Source organism: Helicobacter sp. (genome assembly GCF_014799995.1).
Lineage (GTDB): Bacteria > Campylobacterota > Campylobacteria > Campylobacterales > Helicobacteraceae > Helicobacter_D.
Genome location: NZ_JAAVGY010000023.1, coordinates 1 through 18,661, shown reverse-complemented (window position 1 = coordinate 18,661; position 18,661 = coordinate 1). Strand labels below are relative to the sequence as shown.

General features: G+C 37.2%; 18 protein-coding genes. 4 read left to right on the top strand and 14 right to left on the bottom strand.

Annotation, left to right across the window (positions count from 1 at the left end):
• The 6 genes from HDT10_RS03790 to HDT10_RS03765 all read right to left on the bottom strand — a co-directional run bounded on the left by HDT10_RS03790 (window position 1) and on the right by HDT10_RS03765 (window position 7,567).
• Window positions 1-342, bottom strand: coding sequence for a DUF6394 family protein (locus HDT10_RS03790; protein ID WP_290880156.1), 342 nt, complete (start codon window positions 340-342; stop codon window positions 1-3).
• Window positions 342-1,313 (bottom strand): protein translocase subunit SecF, encoded by a 972-nt coding sequence (secF, locus tag HDT10_RS03785; RefSeq protein ID WP_290880154.1) that lies wholly within the window; start codon window positions 1,311-1,313, stop codon window positions 342-344. The genes HDT10_RS03790 and secF overlap by 1 nt, the downstream gene beginning before the upstream one ends.
• 9 nt (window positions 1,314-1,322) lie before the next feature.
• On the bottom strand, window positions 1,323-2,900 hold the full coding sequence (secD, locus tag HDT10_RS03780; RefSeq protein WP_290880151.1) for a protein translocase subunit SecD: 1,578 nt from the start codon (window positions 2,898-2,900) through the stop codon (window positions 1,323-1,325).
• Between the two features lie 5 nt (window positions 2,901-2,905).
• A complete protein-coding gene (gene yajC, locus HDT10_RS03775; protein WP_290880150.1) occupies window positions 2,906-3,178 on the bottom strand; it encodes a preprotein translocase subunit YajC in 273 nt (90 codons plus the stop codon).
• A 210-nt stretch (window positions 3,179-3,388) separates the two neighbouring features.
• The gene (gene nhaA / locus HDT10_RS03770; RefSeq protein WP_290880149.1) at window positions 3,389-4,720 is read right to left on the bottom strand and encodes a Na+/H+ antiporter NhaA; all 1,332 of its coding nucleotides are present in this window, start codon (window positions 4,718-4,720) and stop codon (window positions 3,389-3,391) included.
• A 9-nt stretch (window positions 4,721-4,729) separates the two neighbouring features.
• Window positions 4,730-7,567: a RecB-like helicase gene (locus tag HDT10_RS03765; protein ID WP_290880147.1), complete on the bottom strand. Its 2,838-nt coding sequence runs from the start codon at window positions 7,565-7,567 to the stop codon at window positions 4,730-4,732.
• Between the two features lie 130 nt (window positions 7,568-7,697).
• On the opposite strand from HDT10_RS03765, the gene HDT10_RS03760 reads away from it, so the two are divergent.
• Window positions 7,698-8,588 carry a DnaJ C-terminal domain-containing protein gene (locus HDT10_RS03760; RefSeq protein WP_290880145.1) on the top strand — a complete coding sequence of 297 codons (891 nt, stop codon included), beginning with the start codon at window positions 7,698-7,700 and terminating at the stop codon, window positions 8,586-8,588.
• 9 nt (window positions 8,589-8,597) lie between these two features.
• A complete protein-coding gene (locus HDT10_RS03755; protein WP_290880142.1) occupies window positions 8,598-8,966 on the top strand; it encodes a helix-turn-helix transcriptional regulator in 369 nt (122 codons plus the stop codon).
• Between the two features lie 23 nt (window positions 8,967-8,989).
• Here the strand turns inward: HDT10_RS03755 and thiE are convergent, their stop codons facing one another.
• Window positions 8,990-9,616: a thiamine phosphate synthase gene (thiE, locus tag HDT10_RS03750; RefSeq protein WP_290880139.1), complete on the bottom strand. Its 627-nt coding sequence runs from the start codon at window positions 9,614-9,616 to the stop codon at window positions 8,990-8,992.
• A 63-nt stretch (window positions 9,617-9,679) separates the two neighbouring features.
• On the opposite strand from thiE, the gene HDT10_RS03745 reads away from it, so the two are divergent.
• Window positions 9,680-12,109, top strand: coding sequence for a carbamoyltransferase HypF (locus HDT10_RS03745; RefSeq protein ID WP_290880136.1), 2,430 nt, complete (start codon window positions 9,680-9,682; stop codon window positions 12,107-12,109).
• 67 nt (window positions 12,110-12,176) lie between these two features.
• Here HDT10_RS03745 and HDT10_RS03740 read toward each other — a convergent pair whose 3' ends face one another.
• The 5 genes from HDT10_RS03740 to HDT10_RS03720 form a co-directional block, all read right to left on the bottom strand.
• Entirely contained in the window at window positions 12,177-13,019 is an 843-nt protein-coding gene (locus HDT10_RS03740; RefSeq protein WP_290880134.1) for a c-type cytochrome, read from the bottom strand.
• A gap of 9 nt (window positions 13,020-13,028) precedes the next feature.
• Window positions 13,029-14,255 (bottom strand): cytochrome bc complex cytochrome b subunit, encoded by a 1,227-nt coding sequence (locus tag HDT10_RS03735; protein WP_290880131.1) that lies wholly within the window; start codon window positions 14,253-14,255, stop codon window positions 13,029-13,031.
• 10 nt (window positions 14,256-14,265) lie between these two features.
• Complete coding sequence (gene petA / locus HDT10_RS03730) at window positions 14,266-14,769, bottom strand: ubiquinol-cytochrome c reductase iron-sulfur subunit (protein ID WP_290880129.1); 504 nt, start codon at window positions 14,767-14,769, stop codon at window positions 14,266-14,268.
• Window positions 14,770-15,034: 265 nt separating this feature from the next.
• A complete protein-coding gene (locus HDT10_RS03725) occupies window positions 15,035-16,579 on the bottom strand; it encodes a hypothetical protein (RefSeq protein ID WP_290880126.1) in 1,545 nt (514 codons plus the stop codon).
• 23 nt (window positions 16,580-16,602) lie between these two features.
• Window positions 16,603-17,076, bottom strand: coding sequence for a hypothetical protein (locus HDT10_RS03720; protein WP_290880123.1), 474 nt, complete (start codon window positions 17,074-17,076; stop codon window positions 16,603-16,605).
• Between the two features lie 177 nt (window positions 17,077-17,253).
• Here HDT10_RS03720 and HDT10_RS03715 point away from each other — a divergent pair, with 177 nt between their 5' ends.
• Window positions 17,254-17,463, top strand: coding sequence for a transcriptional regulator (locus tag HDT10_RS03715; protein ID WP_290880121.1), 210 nt, complete (start codon window positions 17,254-17,256; stop codon window positions 17,461-17,463).
• A 115-nt stretch (window positions 17,464-17,578) separates the two neighbouring features.
• Here HDT10_RS03715 and HDT10_RS03710 read toward each other — a convergent pair whose 3' ends face one another.
• Window positions 17,579-18,160, bottom strand: coding sequence for a phosphoglycerate mutase family protein (locus HDT10_RS03710; protein WP_290880118.1), 582 nt, complete (start codon window positions 18,158-18,160; stop codon window positions 17,579-17,581).
• Window positions 18,161-18,188: 28 nt separating this feature from the next.
• Window positions 18,189-18,661, bottom strand: a 473-nt coding sequence (locus HDT10_RS03705; protein ID WP_290880116.1) for an HNH endonuclease family protein, incomplete at its 5' end; no start/stop codon positions are given.

Sequence of the window (18,661 nt, the reverse complement as noted above, 5' to 3'; positions counted from 1 at the left end):
CTAATTATAATCATTATAGCTCTTAACGCTCTCAATCGCCACAAAAACAATGGAAACAATATTTGCCACAACCGCCCCAAGTGCCAAGGCGACAGCGACACTCGTATTATCAAAGACTTGCATATAAAGAAAGGCGGGAATCAAATGCAAATCTGCCACGAGTGAAGCTGCCATTAACTCCGCTGACATATAGCTTCGCACGCCTATTTTTAGAATCGTAGAAAGAATATTCACACCCCCAGCGATAAAAAGCATTACCAAGCTTTGGTCATAAAGAAATCCCACTGTAGAAGTCAAACTCATTAAAATAAAAAATATAAAAAGAACCTTGCCCCAATCCATTAAACTCTCCCTTTCTCATACATTTCGCGTAATTTCTTTTTCTCTAATGCCTTGCGTTCGGCTTCAGCAACCTTTTGATGATATTTTTTCAAATCAAATTTAAACAAAACTACTAATTTGCTCGCAACAAAAATTGAACTATAACTTCCCACAATAGAGCCTACTAGCATTGGCAAACTAAACCCCTTGATAATCTCTCCCCCAAAAAGATAAAGCGTAAAAACAGAAAAAAACATTGTAAGAGAAGTCAGCATTGTGCGCGAAAGCGTTGCGGAAAGTGCTTCATTAATCACATTTTCTAGGTTATCATTCACACGCAAGCCAATCGTTTCACGGATTCTATCAAAAATGATAATCGTATCATTGATAGAATAACCAATAAGTGTCAAAAGTGCGGCAATCACCTCTAAATTCAAATCAATATCAAACAAAATCACCGCACCCGCAGAAATCACGACATCATGCACCAATGCCAAAACCGCTGCTAGCGCGAAACGCCATTCATAGCGATAAGAGACATAAAGCATAATGCTAACTAAGGCTAAAACCAAAGCTAAAGTACCCTTTTCTTGCAATTCGCTTCCCACCTTTGGACCGACAATATCCACGCGTCTAATGCTTAATTCCCCTGTGTCCTTTAACACTTCTGCAACTTCCTCGCCGATATTTTGCTCCACGCTTGAAGTCGCAGTAGGAAGCTTGATTAGAATCTCCTCTGATGAGCCAAACTCGCTAACCTGTGCGCCTTTATAGGATTCCACTGCTTCTAATTTGGCTCTAATTTCTGATAAAGGTGCAGGTGCTTCGTATTGCAACTGAATCAGAGTTCCTCCTGCAAAATCCACACCAAGCGTAAAGCCCGGCTTGACAAACAAAACCAAAGAGGCAACAAATAGAATCAAAGAAAGAATGATTCCATAATTGGACATCTTTACAAAATCATAAATTTTATTATGCTTAAAAAAATCCATACCTCTCCCTTATCTGCTTCTTTCTTGATAGCCAAACCATAGCGCATAGTTGCCTGACTTGATAATGCGATTCTGCAAGGCTCTAAATACGCCGTGTGTCCCAATGATTGCGGTAATGATTGAGGCTAAGATTCCGATTGTCATTGTGATTGCAAATCCCTTGATTGCTCCTGTTCCACACACATAGAGTAAAATAGCCGCTATGAGTGAAGTAAGATTAGAATCAAAAATAGCCCTTGAAGCATTGGCATAGCCATTTTCCATAGACTTAATAAAGTTTTCTTTTGCGCGGAATCCCTCACGGATTCTTTCATTAATAATAACATTCGCATCCACTGCCATACCAACTGTTAAAATAATTCCTGCCATACCGGGTAGCGTCAAAGTCGCCCCAAAGAGTGCCATTACCGCAACGATTAACAAGATATTTACCACCATAGCAATATTTGCAACCATTCCTGCGATTCCATAATATAACACCATAAATCCAATGACTAACACAGCCCCCGTAATTAAAGCCACCAAAGAAGCTTTAATACTATCTGCACCCAATGAGGGACCTACGCTACGTTTTTCTAGCAAAGTAATCGGTGCAGGCAATGCGCCACTTCTAAGTGCAATAGCAATATCGCTTGCTTCTTGCACGCTGAATCCTCCGCTAATCTGTCCGCTTCCTCCGCCAATCCTTTCACGAATCACAGGAGCAGAATAAACTTTGCCATCTAGCACAACCGCCATACGATTGCCCACATTTTTACCCGAAAAATCACCAAAAATCTTACCGCCTTGCGTATTGAGCGTAAAATTAATAATCGGCTGCCCATTTTGGTCATACGCCGCCCTAGCGTCTGTTAGCATTGCCCCATCTAAAACAGGAATGGCTTTGAGTAGAATCTTTTGTTCCGGATTATTAATAAAAGGCAAAATCACATCGCCAAACGATTCTGCCTCTAATTCTGTCATACTAGAAACTCTTGCATTACGCGCCTCATCTACTGCCATCATTTGCAAGTGTCCGCCTTTGGAGATTAATTCCAAAGCCCTTTGTTCTTCCTCTTGCGTTTTAATGCCCGGTAATTGCACCAAAATCGCATCATCTCCTTGTTTGGTTACACTAGGTTCAGACAATCCAAATTGGTCTAAGCGGTTACGAATATTGCCAATGGCTTGTTCAATAGCAAAATCTTCTATGTTGGAGATTTCCGACTCCGTCAAAGAAAGAGTGTAGTTTAAATTGTTTTCTGTGATATTTAATCCGGGAATTTCCTGTAAATACTTGTCTATGTTAGATTTTTCGTTAGAATCTAGCAATTCAAAACTCACATTATCACTTTGCACGCTTAAACCATCTAATAAAATCTGCTGCTCTGCTGTATAATAATTAATCTGTGAAGCAATGGACGCATAGCGCGTCTTTACCGCTTCTTGCGTTTTGACACCTAAGAGAAGATTGAGCCCTCCTTGCAAATCAAGTCCTAAGACAATCTTAGGTCCCGCAGTCTGAAAAAAGGAGGGGATTGAAAGAGAGATTCCAAAGATAATCGCTACAACAAAAAAAAATAATTTTGAATTAAAAGGCTTTTTCATTGTCTTTATTGCTCAAATTTTCTAGCGACATAGTCTTTGGCAAGTTTCACAATCGTATCGTCATTGAGGCGCACCATAAAAAATTCTTCCTCTCGCTTAACGATTTCTACGATAAATCCACCACTTGTTACGATTTTGTCGCCTTTATCTAATGCCGCCACCATTTCCCTATGTTTCTTTGCCTGCGTTTGCTGCGGACGAATAATCAAAAGATAAAAAATAGCAATCAAAACAATCAATGGCAATAATTGTGTGAGTGTATTTCCCATATTTTCCATATCAAACCTTTAAACTTGAAAATAAATGCGGATTTTAGCAGAGTTTTACTAATTAAATCTTTAAGTTAAAGCTAGATTGCAGCAAGTCTCTTGTGTATCATAATAAAATTTCTGCAAACTGATTTACTTGCCGATGACATACAAACACATTCACAGATTGATTAAACATAGAAGTTGTGCGCAAAATGAGCCAAAGCTCATCTTGCAAGATTAGTGGTGTGCTATTTTATCGCGAATAATAAAGAATAAACTTCCTAAAATACCAGCAGTTAGAGAAGCTACAAGAATAGTAATTTTGGCTACATCTGTCGCCACAAGTCCGTGTTGGCTCGTAACATCAAAGGCGAGATTGGTAACGAAAATAGACATTGTAAATCCGATTCCGCCTAACGCTCCAGCCCCAAAAATATCTACCCAAGAAGCACCATTGGGGCGCGCTGCGATTCCAATCTTTTCTGCGATAAAAGTGAAAGAAAAGATTCCAATTGGCTTACCAACCACAAGCCCAAAGAGAATCCCCAAGAAAACATGGTCAATGCTAAAGTCAATGTTAGAACCAATCGCAACCCCAGCATTTGCAAACGCAAAAATTGGCATAATCAAATAATTACTATAAGGTGCGAGTGCGTGCTCCAAGCGTAGAAGTGGATTTTGTACCGCATTCTTTTCTTTGCTTAAATGGTGTAAGGCTTCCACTTGCTCATTTTGAAGCAAGATTCCATCTTTTTTGCTTTCTGCTTCTTGAAAACGATTCACGATTGCTTTTAATTTATCCATAAAAGAAAGTGTGTCAATCTTAGGCGCAACAGGAATCGTAAAGGCAAGCATAACAGCCGCAATTGTTGCATGCACGCCACAATTATGCACCGCAATCCATAAAAACACACCCAAAATCATATAAGGAGTGAGAGCCTTTACTCCTATTCTACCAAGTATGACAAGCACGACAATAATTCCTGCCGCAACGGCTAACCATTCAAAAGAGATTCCAGTAGAATAAAATAATGCAATGACAATAATTGCTCCTAAGTCATCTGCCACAGCTAAAGAAACTAAAAAAACTTTTACAGAAATAGAAACGCGCTTGCCAAGTATAGCCAAGACACCTAATGCAAAAGCAATATCTGTCGCCATTGGGATTCCAAAACCTGTTACAGATTCTGTGCCTGCATTCAAAACATAATAAATAATCCCCGGTCCAATCATTCCACCTAGTGCTGCAATGATTGGCAAAGCGGCGCGTTTGAATCCTGCTAACTCTCCAAAAAGCACCTCACGTTTAATCTCCAAACCTACAACCAAAAAGAAAAACGCCATTAAAACATCGTTAATCCAATGTTCTAAGCTCATTCCGATGAAATGTCCATTCACGCTAAAACCAAGTTTTGTTTTCCAAAGTTCCGCATACGCTCCACCCAAAGGTGAATTTGCTACAATCATCGCCAAAATTGCGCAACAAAGCAATAACACACCCGCGAAAGATTCGCTCTGCGTCATTTTGCTAAGAGTTGCTAAAAAACCCTTTTTATTTCCCGCTTCCATCGCTTCTCCTTAAACTTCAACTAATCTTCCTTCACCTCGTGTGTAGAAAATATATCCATAAGTTTTTTTATGCAACATCGCACTTACAGATTCCATATATTCGCGCACTTGCACCACGTGTGATTCTTTAGGCGCACCGCTCTTATAATCCACAATAAACGCTTCTTTATCCCCCAATACCAAAAGGTCCAAACGTTTTTGCCTACCACCAAACAAAAAAGGAATTTCACATTTTACCTTTCCTTTAGCCAAAATTTCAATTAATTTTTGATTTTTTAGCACAAAATTACATTGTGTGATGATTTTTTCCAAATCTTCGCGCTCTAAATAGAATCCTATTTGGTTGTCCAAAAGTTCCAAAATCAGCGCATCGCAAAGCGCATTTTTGAGTTTTTGCTCCATTGCAAAGTGCAATGCGATTCCATAATAAATTGCCCTAAGATTCTCATAACCCTCCTCTTCTTTTTTTATATTTTCTAATTCCTCTTCTCTCACATACATTTCCTTTTGCCGCCCTAGATTCTCTAAACTTGGTTTTGCCAAAGAAAGAGGATAAAAAGACATTGGGGATTCTAAATTTTGAGTGTTTTTGCGGTTTTGAATCTGCATTTCTATTGCACTTTTGAGCTCTCCTCTTTGCTGCTCTTTTAAATTCAAAAACTTAAAAGCACTTTTGTCATCAAGGCAAAAAACATTCATTGTATTTTTTGCGCGCGTCAAAGCAACATAAATTTGATTTTTTAAATCCTTGATTTTTAATTCCTCTTCTTTGCACAAGGCATTATAATATTCGCTATCCAAGCTACTCCTAAGTTTTCTTCTATCTTGATTGGAATATTGAAAGATTCTTTGAATCTCTACGCCATTTTCTTTAAACTCAAAAAAGACATTTTGGTGCTGATTGCTGCTCGCATTTGCCTTATCTACCACGAGCACATTCTCAAACTCTAGCCCCTTAGATTTATGAATCGTCATTATCCGAATCCCTGCAAAATCACTTGAAACAATATCAAGCATAAAGCTTTCTACTTTTTGCAGTAATTCCTCAAGTGTAAAAAATTGCAAGCAAGATTCCAAAAACTTCTTTGCACTCAAACTTGCGATATGGTAAGTTTCCATAATCTTTAATAAAATTTTTGCAGGTTTTTGAACCTTAGACATAGAATTAAACAAAACTTCTAAATTTTTGTTTTGCGATTCTGTTATCTCCAATCCCAAAAGCATAAAAAACTCTTGCCTAAATTGAATATTTTTCGTCTGCATATATTTTAGAATCTCAATCAATGCACGCACTTCATTATGATTAATGAGTTTCGCACTCGCATCAATCACAACCCTTATTCCCTCCTCTTGCAAGAATTGCGCTAACTCTACAACTGATTTATTATCAAAAACCAAAATGGCGATTTCCTCTTCTTTTGCACCTAGTGCCTTTAATTCCTTCAATCTTTCCAAAACTGCGAAACAGAGCTCGTCCTTTTTGCAATTTTGGACATTGACATAGCCCTCTGTGCTGACTTTTGGAATCTGTGGAATGAAATCTTGGATTGCATTGCTAAAGACATCATTCACAAACTCTACAATATGCCTTGCGCTACGATAATTAGAATCCAAATTTTGGTATTGCATTCCCTCGCTTGCGATTTTAAATAATTCTGGATTCCCTCCACGAAAGCGATAAATGGATTGCTTGGTATCCCCGACATAAAAGAAACTGCGTTCAAAGTTTTTCTGCCCCTTACCTCCTTTGATTTCCTCAATCAAAGGTTTTAAAATCTCATATTGCAGAATGCTTGTGTCTTGAAATTCATCTATTAGAATATGGCTTAAGGAGCTATCCAACCTAAAATACAAAAAATCCTTGTGGATAAAATTCTTTGCCAAGAGTGCATAAACTTTTGACGCCACAGCATTGAAGCTTAGGCGATTGTTTTGCCGATAATATTCCTCCTTTGCCCTCAAAAAACACTGAAAAATCCGATAAAGTCGCTCCAAATATTCCGCTTCTTCTTCTAACAAGGCTTGATGAATTGCGTCTTTTAGGCATTCAAAATCGTCTTGATTCCAAGCGACTTTAGAAAACTTATCCCCTTTGTAATCTTGCAAGGTTTGCCTGCATAGCCAAGTCTTGCCCTTTTCAAGCAAACTTTCAAAATCATCAAATTGCAAGCTTTTAGCGACTTCGCCAAAAAAATCATAATAGGTATTCTTGAGACGATTCGCATATTCCATTGCTTGTTCTTTGGGATTCCTATTCTGCGATTCTATAACTCTTTGCGCAAAAAGCATTTGGGAGAGCATTTCTTTAAAAGAATCCAAAAACACGCATAATTGCAAGATAGAATCTAAGGTTTGTTTTTTGGAATAGCAAACATTCAAAACCGTATTAAAATCTTCTTTTTCTAAAAGATTCAAAAAAATCTCGCCAATAGAATCCAAATTGTCTTCTTGCAATTCAAAATCATATTCTACGCCCACATACCAGCAAAAGCTTTTTAAGATTCTTTGAAAAAAGGCGTCAATGGTTGTAATCCTTAAATCCTCACGCAAAAATTCATTATAAATCTGACTAATTTTATCTTGCCACTGCTGCCAATCGTGCTCATCTTTGATAGTAATAAACTCAAATTTCTTAATATATTCTCTATTATTTTTATTGTCATAAAGTTCTTTAATATTTTTAATGATTCTCTCTTCCATTTCCTTAGCGGCTTTTTTGGTAAAAGTGATAGTCAGAATATTTGAGGGTTTCGCACCTAAAAATAGTAAATTCAAATAACGCATTGTGAGCTGATAAGTCTTTCCACTCCCTGCACTTGCGCTCAAACATAAAAGCGGATATTGCATAAATTCCTCCAAAAATTTGTAATTATAACACTAAAAGTAAAAGTAACCAAATCCTTACAAAGTTGATTGACATCAACTAAAGTTTTATTATATAATACACTAAAAGTTTGAATTATTTTAAGGAATAAAAATGTCAAAAAGTCTTTATGAAACGCTTGAAGTCTCCCAAAACGCAAGTGCTGATGAAATCAAAAAATCTTATCGCCGTTTGGCAAGAAAATACCACCCTGATATTAACAAAGACGCGGGCGCAGAAGAAAAATTCAAAGAAATTAATGCCGCCTATGAGATTCTAAGTGATGCAAATAAACGCAAACAATACGACCAATTTGGCGATTCTATGTTCGGGGGACAAAATTTTCACGATTTTGCACGCGGACAAGGCAATGTGAATTTAGACGATATTTTAAGCCAAATCTTTGGCGGAGGGTTTGGAGGATTTGGCGGAGCTCATTTTGGTAATGCGGGCTTTGGTGGAGGTGGATTTGATTTTGGCAACGCAGGCTTTAGAAATACGCACAACCAACCCAACTTAGACCTTAATGCACAAGTTACGATTCCCTTTACCACTGCTGTTTTGGGTGGCAAACATAGCGTGAGTGTGCAAGGCAAAAGTTATGACATTAAAATCCCCGCAGGCATAAAAAATGGTGAGACGATTCGTCTCAAAGGCAAAGGGCAGACAATGGGCACACAAAGTGGCGATTTGCTACTCAAAGTCAGTGTAGCACCGCACCCACAATATAGCCAAGAGGGTGATAATTTGACAAAAACATTTGATTTGCCCCTCAAAACTGCTTTATTTGGTGGCAAAGTAGAAATTGAAACCCTACAAAAAACGATTACACTTAAAGTGCCCAAAAATACTAAAAACGCTCAACGATTCCGCGTCAAAGAATTAGGGGCAATCAATCGCAAAACAAAGATTTATGGCGACTTATATTTAGAGGCAAATATCGTTTTGCCCGATTGCGATTCTATGCCAGATGAACTTAAAACCGCACTTGAGAAATATTTATAAGGAGATTGAATGTATAGTTATGATGAACCTGTTTATTTAATCAGTGTTGTAGCCAAAATTCTCGCAATTCACCCGCAAACTCTACGACAATATGAGCGCGAAGGCTTAGTGGAGCCGGGAAGAACAGATGGCAAAATGCGCCTTTACTCCCAACGCGACATTGACAAAATCAAAATGATTTTGCGTTTAACGCGAGATTTGGGCGTGAATCTCGCAGGCGTGGATATTATCTTGCGCCTCAAAGACAAACTAGATGAACAAGACAAAGAGATTGAGGAATTGCGTCTTAGCTTAGAAAAGCTTAAAGCTAACCAACCAAGCAAATCAGTTATCAAAAAACAAAGTTCTTATGAGGTGATTATTTTTAAAGAAAATTGAGTTTGATTGACATTTTATGATTCTTAAGAATGCCAATTCTTAATGAGATTCTTAATATTTTGCTGAATATCTCCTTGCCAAATACTACTAATACACGCCACCATTTGTGCGTTTTTTAATTGTGCGATATTTTCCGCATTAATTCCACCAATCGCGCAAGTCGGTATGGAATCCTCTAGCGCGTTAAAACATTCAAACAGATTTAAATCAATTCTTTTAGCCTGCGGCTTGGTAGGAGAACAAAAACAAGCCCCAAAAGCAACATAATCTGCTCCCGCTTCTTTTGCGCTTTTGGCTAGTTCTAAACTTCCATAGCACGATACTCCCAAGATTCCGTGATAATGCGTGCGAATATGTTTTAACTCCTCTAAGCTATAAGGTGTATCATCGTCCTTTTTACCAATGTGTAAAGCCTGAACCTTAAGACGAATCGCTAACTCCACTCTATCATTTAAAACAAAAACGACATTATTTGCCTTACAAAGTTGCTCCAAGCTACCGCAAAGTGCCGCAATCTCTTCATCACTGCTTTCTTTATCGCGCAACTGAAAAAGTCCGATTCCGCCGCAAATTGCCGCTTGTAAAGATTGCTTTAAGGTTTGTTTTGGCGTTAAAGATGTATCACTAATAGCATAAATTCCTCTTAACATTGCAATTCCTAATCAAAAATATTTTACAATTCTATATTTTAAAGTATTAAAGAAAGTTTGAAAATGCCTAAAACCAAAGCCCAACAACTCAAAATATCCTCAAGTCCTTCGCCTTTGACTTATGAGTTTCGCTTGCAAGGCGTAGTGCAAGGCGTGGGATTCCGTCCTTTTGTTTATAGAATCGCAACGCAACACCATATTCAAGGCTTTGTGCATAATGATACGCAGGGAGTTTTTATCCTTGCTCAAGGCGACAAAAAAGACTTAGAAGCATTCGCTAAAGATTTACAAAATCCCCCAAGTGCAGCAAAAATTACGCATTTTACCCAAAATCTAGTCCCGACACACACTCTCTATCAAGATTTTACAATCCAACAAAGCAAACAAAATTCCCCTTTAAGTGCTACGATTCCAGCGGATATTGCCCTTTGTCAAGATTGCTTAAAAGAATTATTTGACACTAGTAATCGCCGCTTTAGCTATGCGTTTATTAGTTGCACAAATTGCGGAGCGCGATATAGCCTCATTTCCAATTTACCCTACGATAGGCAAAATACCGCAATGGGAAAATTCAAAATGTGTCAGGAATGCCAAAGTGAATACGATAATCCTAATTCGCGCAGATTCCATTCTGAAATTAACTGCTGTCAAGTTTGCGGACCAAAGTTGTTTTATGCCAATAATCTAAAAGACATTAAAATACCCGATATTTCTTTGACAAACATTCCTGATTCCGAAGTTTGCGATATTTTAGAATCTCAAGATACACATTTGATTCTCAATCCTTTAGAGAAAGCTATTGAGGATTTAAAAAACGGAAAAATCTTAGCTATTAAGGGGGTTGGGGGGTATGCTCTTGTATGCAATGCGCTCAATTCTCAATCTATCCTCAACTTAAGAGAGCGCAAACATCGCCCTAGAAAGCCCTTTGCGATTCTATGCAAAAATCTAGCAATGGCGGAACATTATGCACATTTGAATCCAGATGAAAAGACGATTCTAAACTCTCCTCTTGCGCCAATTTTACTAGCCAAAGCAAAATCTAATGAGGAGAAATCCACTAGCGCACAAGATTCTGCTTTACCCTTGCATTTAATTGCACCCAATCTTGACACTTTGGGGATTATTCTACCCTACACCGCTTTACATTATTTACTCACTTACGCACTAGATTTTCCGCTAATCTTTACGAGTGCTAATTTAAGCGGAGAGCCAATCATTAAAGACTTTGGTGCAATCATAGAAAAATTAGGAGAAGTCTGTGATGGTGTATTGTTCTTTAATCGTGATATTTTCAATGCCATTGATGATAGTCTAGTGAGAAAACACTCAAAAAATCAAAATCATTCTTTAGAAAATATGCAAGTTTTAAGACGCGCTAGAGGATTCTTATGCAATGTCGCATTACCCACAACTCCAGACACAAAACAGCAAAGTTTTATCGGCTTAGGAGCACAACAAAAGGCAACCTTTTGCTTGCATTTCCGTAATCAGACACTCTTAAGCCCACATTTGGGAGACTTGGACAATCTAGCGAGTTTCAATAATTTTATCAGCACAAAACAACTTTTTTGCACCCAATACCAAACCAACTTCAATACTCTCGTATTAGATTTGCACCCCAATTATACGCAAAGAAATCTAATAGAGAAAACAACAGAAACCCATTTCGTCCAACACCACTTTGCACATTTGCTCTCTAACATAGCAGAAAATTCTATTGATTGCGAAGTTTTAGGTGTTATTTTTGACGGGACAGGTTATGGAGAAGACGGGACAATTTGGGGTGGAGAATTTCTGAAATGGAATCCAGAGCGACCTTTAGAATTTTCTCGCCTTGCTCATTTTGATAATTTCGCACTTTTGGGCGGAGAAAAGGCAATCAAAGACATTAGAAGACTCGGTTTAGAAGTTCTCTTTGGCGCATTTGAGGAAGATTATTCTAAACTAAATTTACCCCTTTTAGAATCCTTAAAGCAAGAATTTGGCGATTCTATCTTAGAAACTTTTTATAAAATTCATAAGAGTGAGGGGAAAATCCTTTGTGATTCTGTGGGTAGATTATTTGACGCTGTAAGCGCACTTTGTGGAGTGTGTCTAAGGACGGATTATGAGGGGGAAGGAGGAATGATTTTGGAATCCCTTGCGACAAAAGGCAAGACCTCAAAAGCCTATTCTTTTGAAATACAAAATAATATTGTCCTATGGAAATTTTTAATAAGAGAAATTTATCAAGATTTACAAAACTCCATTTCATTGCCTCAAATTGCGCTTAATTTTCACTATACTTTGGCGCAAATTATTTCCACAATGGCGCAAGATTTCACTTGTATTGCATTAAGTGGAGGTTGCTTCCAAAATGCACTTTTAACGCGACTAACATTAGAATCCTTACAGAATAAACAAGTTTATTTGCAACACCAAATCCCTTGTAATGATGGCGGAATAAGTTTTGGACAGGCTTACTATCTACAACTTAAAAATAAAAATTAGATTGAGAAATGATTGTATAAAAAGAGTTAAGCAAGGAAAGAAATCCCTTGCTTTTAAAGTCTAATGCTTAATGCACATCGTGCCAAATTTTGCGTTTCCACAAATAAGCAACTACACCCATTACTACCATAAAAATAATGAGCTTATAGCCAAGTGCTTCACGTTCGTCTTTTTTGCTATCGCCTACTGATTCCATATACGCAATAACTTGATTTTCTGCCTCTTCAGTTAAGCCAACGCGTGGCATTGCAGTTCCTGCGAGACGTTTTTGTGGGTCATTAATGAAAGTATGCAAATAATCTAAACTTCGACTACGAATCATCATAGACAAATCAGGAACTTTAGTGCCCAAATAATCTGTCATACCTCCCTCTGCGCTCCATTTATCATAACGCACACTATGGCAACGACCGCACGCATCAATGAATACTTCTTTATTGCTCAAACTTTGAGGAGCAATGCTGCGCAAATAAGCAACAATATCTGCAATTTCTGCATCACTCATCCAATCATACGCTGGCATTGGGTGATTACCATCAAACTTATGTGTTTGTTTGGTTGCGATAGAAGCATTTTTGATAACATTACCCAAAAAGTTTTTCTCATAAATCAAACCTGCTGAAGATAAATCTGGTGGAACAACGCCATAAGCTGCAAGTGCATCTTCTGGAGCAAATGGAGATTCCATACCTTCAGCTTTGATAGAGTGGCAAGCAAGACAATTTGAATTGACAAGTTCTTTGCCACTTGCAACATTACCTTCTTTTGTCGCAAGAGGTTTCAAATCTGTAAAATTATAATCTGCTGGAGCAACTTCTGGATACATTTGACCATGTGCAAAAGGTTCAACACCCCAATAAATAATCCCTGTCAGCACAACAACAACGATTAATGCTAAGAATTCTTTCATTCTCACTCCTTAATTCTGTTTGTCTTCAAGTTTGGTTATAATTGGTAGAATCACAAACAATAATGCCAAAAATGCAATCGTTGCGGCAAAACCAATATAAGCATTCACACCTGTTGGAGGAAGTTTGCCCCAAATAGTTAAAATAATCATATCAATCACCAAAAGCCAGAAGAAAATCATAAATCCCGGTCGTTTATGCGCAGGTGCAACGACTTGACTGCGGTCTAACCAAGGCAAAAGCATAAACACAACATTTGCGATTCCAAATGCAATTAAACCTAAATCTGCACTAAAGAAGAAACCGCGTAAAATCTCATAACTCCACAAGAAATACCATTCAGGATAAATATGTGGCGGGGTTTTAAGGTGGTCTGCTGGGTCAAAGTTAATCGGGTCAAGCGCAAAAGCGAAGTGATAGCAAGTCAAATAAAACAAGATTGCCAAGAAGAAGCTTGCCACAAAGAAATCTTTAGACAAGAACATAGGCCAAAATGGAATGACTTTAGATTCTTTTTTATTGCCTGCTTTGTATTTTTCGGCTTCTTTATCAAAATCTAATTCTTCACCATAAGCATTATTGACGTGTGGAATCCTCAAAGAATAAAAATGCACCGCAATGACAAGCATAATCACGACAGGCAACAACACAACATGCAACATAAAAAATCTTGTCAAAGTTGCGTCTGCTACGATGAAGTTTCCACGAATCCATACAACTAAATCCGCTCCAATTACAGGGATTCCACCAAAGAGATTCGTAATAACTGCTGCCGCCCAATAGCTCATCTGTCCCCAAGGAAGCATATAACCACTAAACGCTTCTGCGGAAAATAAACCAAAAAGAATCATACCTGTAAGCCAAATCATTTCTCTTCCGCGTTTATAAGAACCATAATAGATTGCAACAAACATATGAATGTAAATCACCAAGAAACAAACAGACGCACTCACCGCGTGTAAATGTCTCCATAACCAACCATATTTTACCTCTTGCATAATGGTGTAATTTACACTATCAAATGCAAGCTTGGTATCAGGCTTATAATACATCAATAAAAATAATCCGGAGATTACCAAAAGACTAAAAAGAACAACCAAAACAACACCCATTGCCCAAAGGAAATTGATATTTTTTGGAATCCAATATTCCGTCATTAACACTTTCATCAAAGGTTTTACTGCCAACCTTTGGTCTAACCAATCAATAATACCATCTGCTTTATGAATTTGTGCCATACATTACTCCTTATGCCTTACCTACGAGCTTCAAGTATTCAGGACCTTCTTCACCAAGCACCAATTTCGCACCTTCAATTTTAAAAGGTGGAATCGCCATTGGAGTTGGAGGAGGACCAAATACATTTCTACCGCAAGCATCAAATCGCCCGCCGTGGCAAGCACAATGAAACTCCGTGGATTTAGAATCATACGATGGAATACAGCCTAAATGGGTGCAGATTTGGATACCTAAACTATAATCTGCATTGCCCACAACCACATCTCTTTCTTCACATTTTTTCATTTCCGCAGTTTTCTTAATAATATATACAGGTGTGCCTCTATACTCCACTTGTCTATATTCACCCTCTTGCATACTGCTCAAATCAATAGTTGTGAAACCAGCCGAAACAACACTTGGCAATGGGTCCCAAGAAGATTTCATTGCAACTAACGATGCGCCAACACCAACAGCCGCAATCCCTCCTAGAGCCATACCAAGGAAATCTCTACGATTGACATTCTCTGCCATCTATTTCCTCCTCTATGAAAACAATTCTTAATTTTTTCGTTAAGAAACTTAGTATTTTATCAAAAGAAAGCTTTATTTTTAAAAAACCTTGCGAAATTCCACAAGAAAAACTTCAAAATGTTTCAAATGTTCAAAAATATTATGGAATCCTGTTTGTTACTGATATGGAAAGTTGGTATTTTGACAACAAAACTTATTTTCAAACCTAGAAATTCATCACATTATTATGCTTAATTTCAAGCTTGAGTGATTATCGTCAATCTCCTTACGATATTTTTAAGCCAAAAATTCTAGCTACAAAGGCTTTAAACAAATAAAGAAAAACTCTTCCTCTTTTTGCACGATTGGCAATTATCAAACCCTCTCCTAATTTGTAAGAGGTGTAATTTTTAATCTTTAAAGATTCTTGATAATCCACATAAGATTCTAATGGAGGCAGTTTGAGTGCTGGATTTTTAGCAATTTTATCTTGGTATTGTTTTTGCTCTTGTTTGTAGGAAGTATAAATGTAACTTAAAATACAAGGCAATTTTATCATTCCCCACAGGCTTTTAGAATTTAAGACCATAGCATTTCCAAGTCTATAAGCAAGATGTGATTTAATGCGCAAATCTGCCCCCACTAGTGCTGCTTTAGAGTTTTTTAATGCCCTGATTTGTCTCTCTAAGGAGTCAAATTTGTTTTTACCCATTCGCGCTTGATATTCTTCTATGATTTCCTTTATAATCTTAACATTGGGAACTAAATGGCTAAAATCATATTCAGATTCTACTTTACACTCCGTTAGAGAAATCTCATAGTCCCACTTACCACCACGAGCAAAATAAAACTCTACCACATCAATATAATCAATGTCCGCACTGACTTTTGCCTCTTTAGCCAACCACACGCTAGGTTCGCTCATCGGCTCATTTTCTGTATTAATCCTAAAACAAGTCGCTTCATCAACCCATAAAATATCTCTTAAAGAATGCACAAGCAAGATTCCTCTTTCAATTATTTTGACAATCTTTGTCTGTGTATTTTCTAATACAAAACTCATTTTATTTCTGTTTTGCAGTCCAAAATTCCACACCTTAACCCCAACCACTGCATAGCCTTTAATATCACGTGGAAAATAAAGCCTGCATTCACGCGTTACTCTATAAGTTGTTTCTTGAAAAACAGAATTTCCATAATGAAATGGCGGTAGAGATTCCGCACCAAGAAGACTAGCGGGAGTAAGAATCTTAAAATGTGGCAGAGTTTGCGCTTTGCTTGCATTAGGCTTTAAGGGTTTAAAATCCGCTAAAGATTCTATGATTTTCTCCCCCAATAAATACATTAGCGAATAGAGTTGATGATAGGCGTCATTAGTATTAAAGAACTGAATCAAGCCTTGGGTTACATATCTTTCTTGCATATCTATGACATTAAAACCATAATGATTTGCATTTTCCTTTAAAAATGCGTTAAGTGTGGGATTGTCATTCACAAATGGCAAAATAAGCCAAATCACCCTTTTGCCCAACTGATACAGCTCCTCACACAGCCAAGCAAGATTCCTCCCAATGACTTGGACGCTAAAGCCTTTTGGAATCATATGCGAATCGTTAATGTTCGTTTCTATGACGATAAAATCCGCTTCTTTTAGTGCCTGTTTGTTTTTGTTATGAACTATTTCAAAGAGATTCTGTAAGCTATCCGTGCCACCGAGTGCCAAATTTGTAAGCTCTATTGTGTCTTGCTTCAATCCTCGCTGTAAGCCTTGAAGTATGACGGAGTTGCTCCCACCAAGCAAAACTAGCTTGGTTTTTTTTGATTTTAGCATATTCCCACTAATCTTTATAGAGTCTATAAATATTCTTTAATTAGATTAGCAAGCTCCTCGCTTTGCTTTTGTAGATGACAAGAGATTTCATCTTTGACTTTGACAATTTGTGGTTGTGTCTCTTTTATCATATCAATCCAGCGATTTTTAAAAACCTCATCAGGTTCTTGCTTATCATTTTCCTTTAAAATTTCCTTAAAATCTGTTACACTATGACCATGTGTTCTTGTAGCAAAAACACAGATTTCAATGTTTCCTTGAAATTCTTTACAAAGAGTCTCATAACTTTTCTTAACCATTTCGCTGGCACTAATAAAACCTATAGTTTTACCATCACGCTCAACAACAGCTATAAAATCACCATATTCAAGATATTTTAAAACCTTTATTTTGGTTTGCTCTTCTGATAGGAATTTCAAGAAACACCAAAGTATCGTTGTGGTTTTCCCGGCATTTGGGTCATTCTTGAATTGTATAAAATGCTTAATTGCAACCATATTTTGTCTCCAAAATTTAAAAATTGAGGTCGGAATTATTTGCCTATTATCCTTAATTTATAACACTATAATATTTCTATGTTCATTCACTAATTAGATTGAATATTTCAATTGTTTTGAATAAATAAAATTTAATGTAAAATAAAGGGAATAGCTAGGAAATGTAAGGATTAAGGTTTGGCGAAAAAAACTAAACGGGATATGGCATACTACTTGGATATTGATGTCAGCACTCTATATAATTGGAGAAAACACAAACCTAATCTTTATCGTATCGTTATGCTTGGTTTTAAATTTGATGAAGCAATAGAACAGAGCAAGAAAAACTACGAATCCCTTTTGGAAACAAATAATATTATAAAAGACGAGATTGCGAGGTTTAAATAGGGGGAAAGAGATTTTTAAATTTTATAGCGCAAATGTCTAAGATTTTATATTGTTTTATTTTTTAATTAGATATTGTTACCCCCTCTAATCTCAATTAATTTAAAAATTTCTAAATTCAGCTTGGTATCCATTCAATGATTCCATTTTGCGCTCGATTGGCTCGCCATTGTTGCAGTTCATCAAAAGTCGTAATGCCAGATTCTATTACTGCTTGATAAATTTCTATCCCTGCGATTTTGATTTCATCGGGTGTCTCAAACTTGAGCCTTAGAATCGTTTCTCTTTGCTGCTCATTCATCACCGCGAGGATTCTCTCGGCTTGTTTTTCAAAATACCCCGCATATTTGCTGCCCTGCACGATATGAATCATATCTATCTGCCATTCCTCTTCGTCTTGATACCACGCGTGCCACTCCAAACATGAATCTTTCTCATTTAAAAGATTGCGGTATTCGATATGGACAATCTTGGGATTCTTTGCAATCTGCGCCATCGCCGCAAAGCTTTGCGCAACATCGAGCGCGGGCGTGTAGATATGGAAATCAATATCGCGATGCTTGACAAGCAAGCCCATTTTGAGCGAGCCAATCAGGTTGATTTGCGCGCCAATGCTTTGCCAAGCCTGCCTGATTTGGCATTGCTCGATGATGTCAAAAGCCTTTTGTTGGTTGGCTTGGGCGAGGTGGAGGTGGGGCATGGAAATCCTAATTGCTTAATTGAAAGCTTTATGCTTCAAAACAATTGATATCCCAAATTTGAAAAAAGTCGTCTATAAATTGTTGTGTTCTTTTTTCAATTTCTTTTTTATTCCATTTTTCTTTTTTTAATAATTCTTTATTGATACATAAATCTGCATTTTTGCTAATATAATTTCTTGCTTTTCCATCACCATTAAGCTTAATAAGCCACTCACGATTTTTAATCTCATTATTCAATTTACCTTTTAATAGAGTCATATTCCCTATTTGATATATCAATGCTTCTGCATCTTTTTCAGTATCTGCAATATCACCCCAATATTTCTGCCAACTTTGAGGCATAAGATGTTCTAACTGATATTCATAATGTAAACCAACAGATCTGTCTTTATAATCCTTATCCTTAAACTCTCTATAAAGCTCTATCCAAAATAAAATCAACTTTGCATCTTGATTGCCAATAGAATTTAACCATCCTTTTACATTTATAAGCTTATCTT

Coding starts and splice junctions, on each gene's coding strand:
- HDT10_RS03745 (WP_290880136.1), top strand. CDS start 9,680: ATGCCTAAAACCAAAGCCCAACAACTCAAAATATCCTCAAGTCCTTCG.
- HDT10_RS03790 (WP_290880156.1), bottom strand. CDS start 342: ATGGATTGGGGCAAGGTTCTTTTTATATTTTTTATTTTAATGAGTTTG.
- HDT10_RS03735 (WP_290880131.1), bottom strand. CDS start 14,255: ATGGCACAAATTCATAAAGCAGATGGTATTATTGATTGGTTAGACCAA.
- secD (WP_290880151.1), bottom strand. CDS start 2,900: ATGAAAAAGCCTTTTAATTCAAAATTATTTTTTTTTGTTGTAGCGATT.
- HDT10_RS03765 (WP_290880147.1), bottom strand. CDS start 7,567: ATGCAATATCCGCTTTTATGTTTGAGCGCAAGTGCAGGGAGTGGAAAG.
- HDT10_RS03755 (WP_290880142.1), top strand. CDS start 8,598: ATGTATAGTTATGATGAACCTGTTTATTTAATCAGTGTTGTAGCCAAA.
- secF (WP_290880154.1), bottom strand. CDS start 1,313: ATGGATTTTTTTAAGCATAATAAAATTTATGATTTTGTAAAGATGTCC.
- petA (WP_290880129.1), bottom strand. CDS start 14,769: ATGGCAGAGAATGTCAATCGTAGAGATTTCCTTGGTATGGCTCTAGGA.
- yajC (WP_290880150.1), bottom strand. CDS start 3,178: ATGGAAAATATGGGAAATACACTCACACAATTATTGCCATTGATTGTT.
- HDT10_RS03720 (WP_290880123.1), bottom strand. CDS start 17,076: ATGGTTGCAATTAAGCATTTTATACAATTCAAGAATGACCCAAATGCC.
- HDT10_RS03725 (WP_290880126.1), bottom strand. CDS start 16,579: ATGCTAAAATCAAAAAAAACCAAGCTAGTTTTGCTTGGTGGGAGCAAC.
- HDT10_RS03710 (WP_290880118.1), bottom strand. CDS start 18,160: ATGCCCCACCTCCACCTCGCCCAAGCCAACCAACAAAAGGCTTTTGAC.
- HDT10_RS03760 (WP_290880145.1), top strand. CDS start 7,698: ATGTCAAAAAGTCTTTATGAAACGCTTGAAGTCTCCCAAAACGCAAGT.
- nhaA (WP_290880149.1), bottom strand. CDS start 4,720: ATGGAAGCGGGAAATAAAAAGGGTTTTTTAGCAACTCTTAGCAAAATG.
- HDT10_RS03740 (WP_290880134.1), bottom strand. CDS start 13,019: ATGAAAGAATTCTTAGCATTAATCGTTGTTGTTGTGCTGACAGGGATT.
- thiE (WP_290880139.1), bottom strand. CDS start 9,616: ATGTTAAGAGGAATTTATGCTATTAGTGATACATCTTTAACGCCAAAA.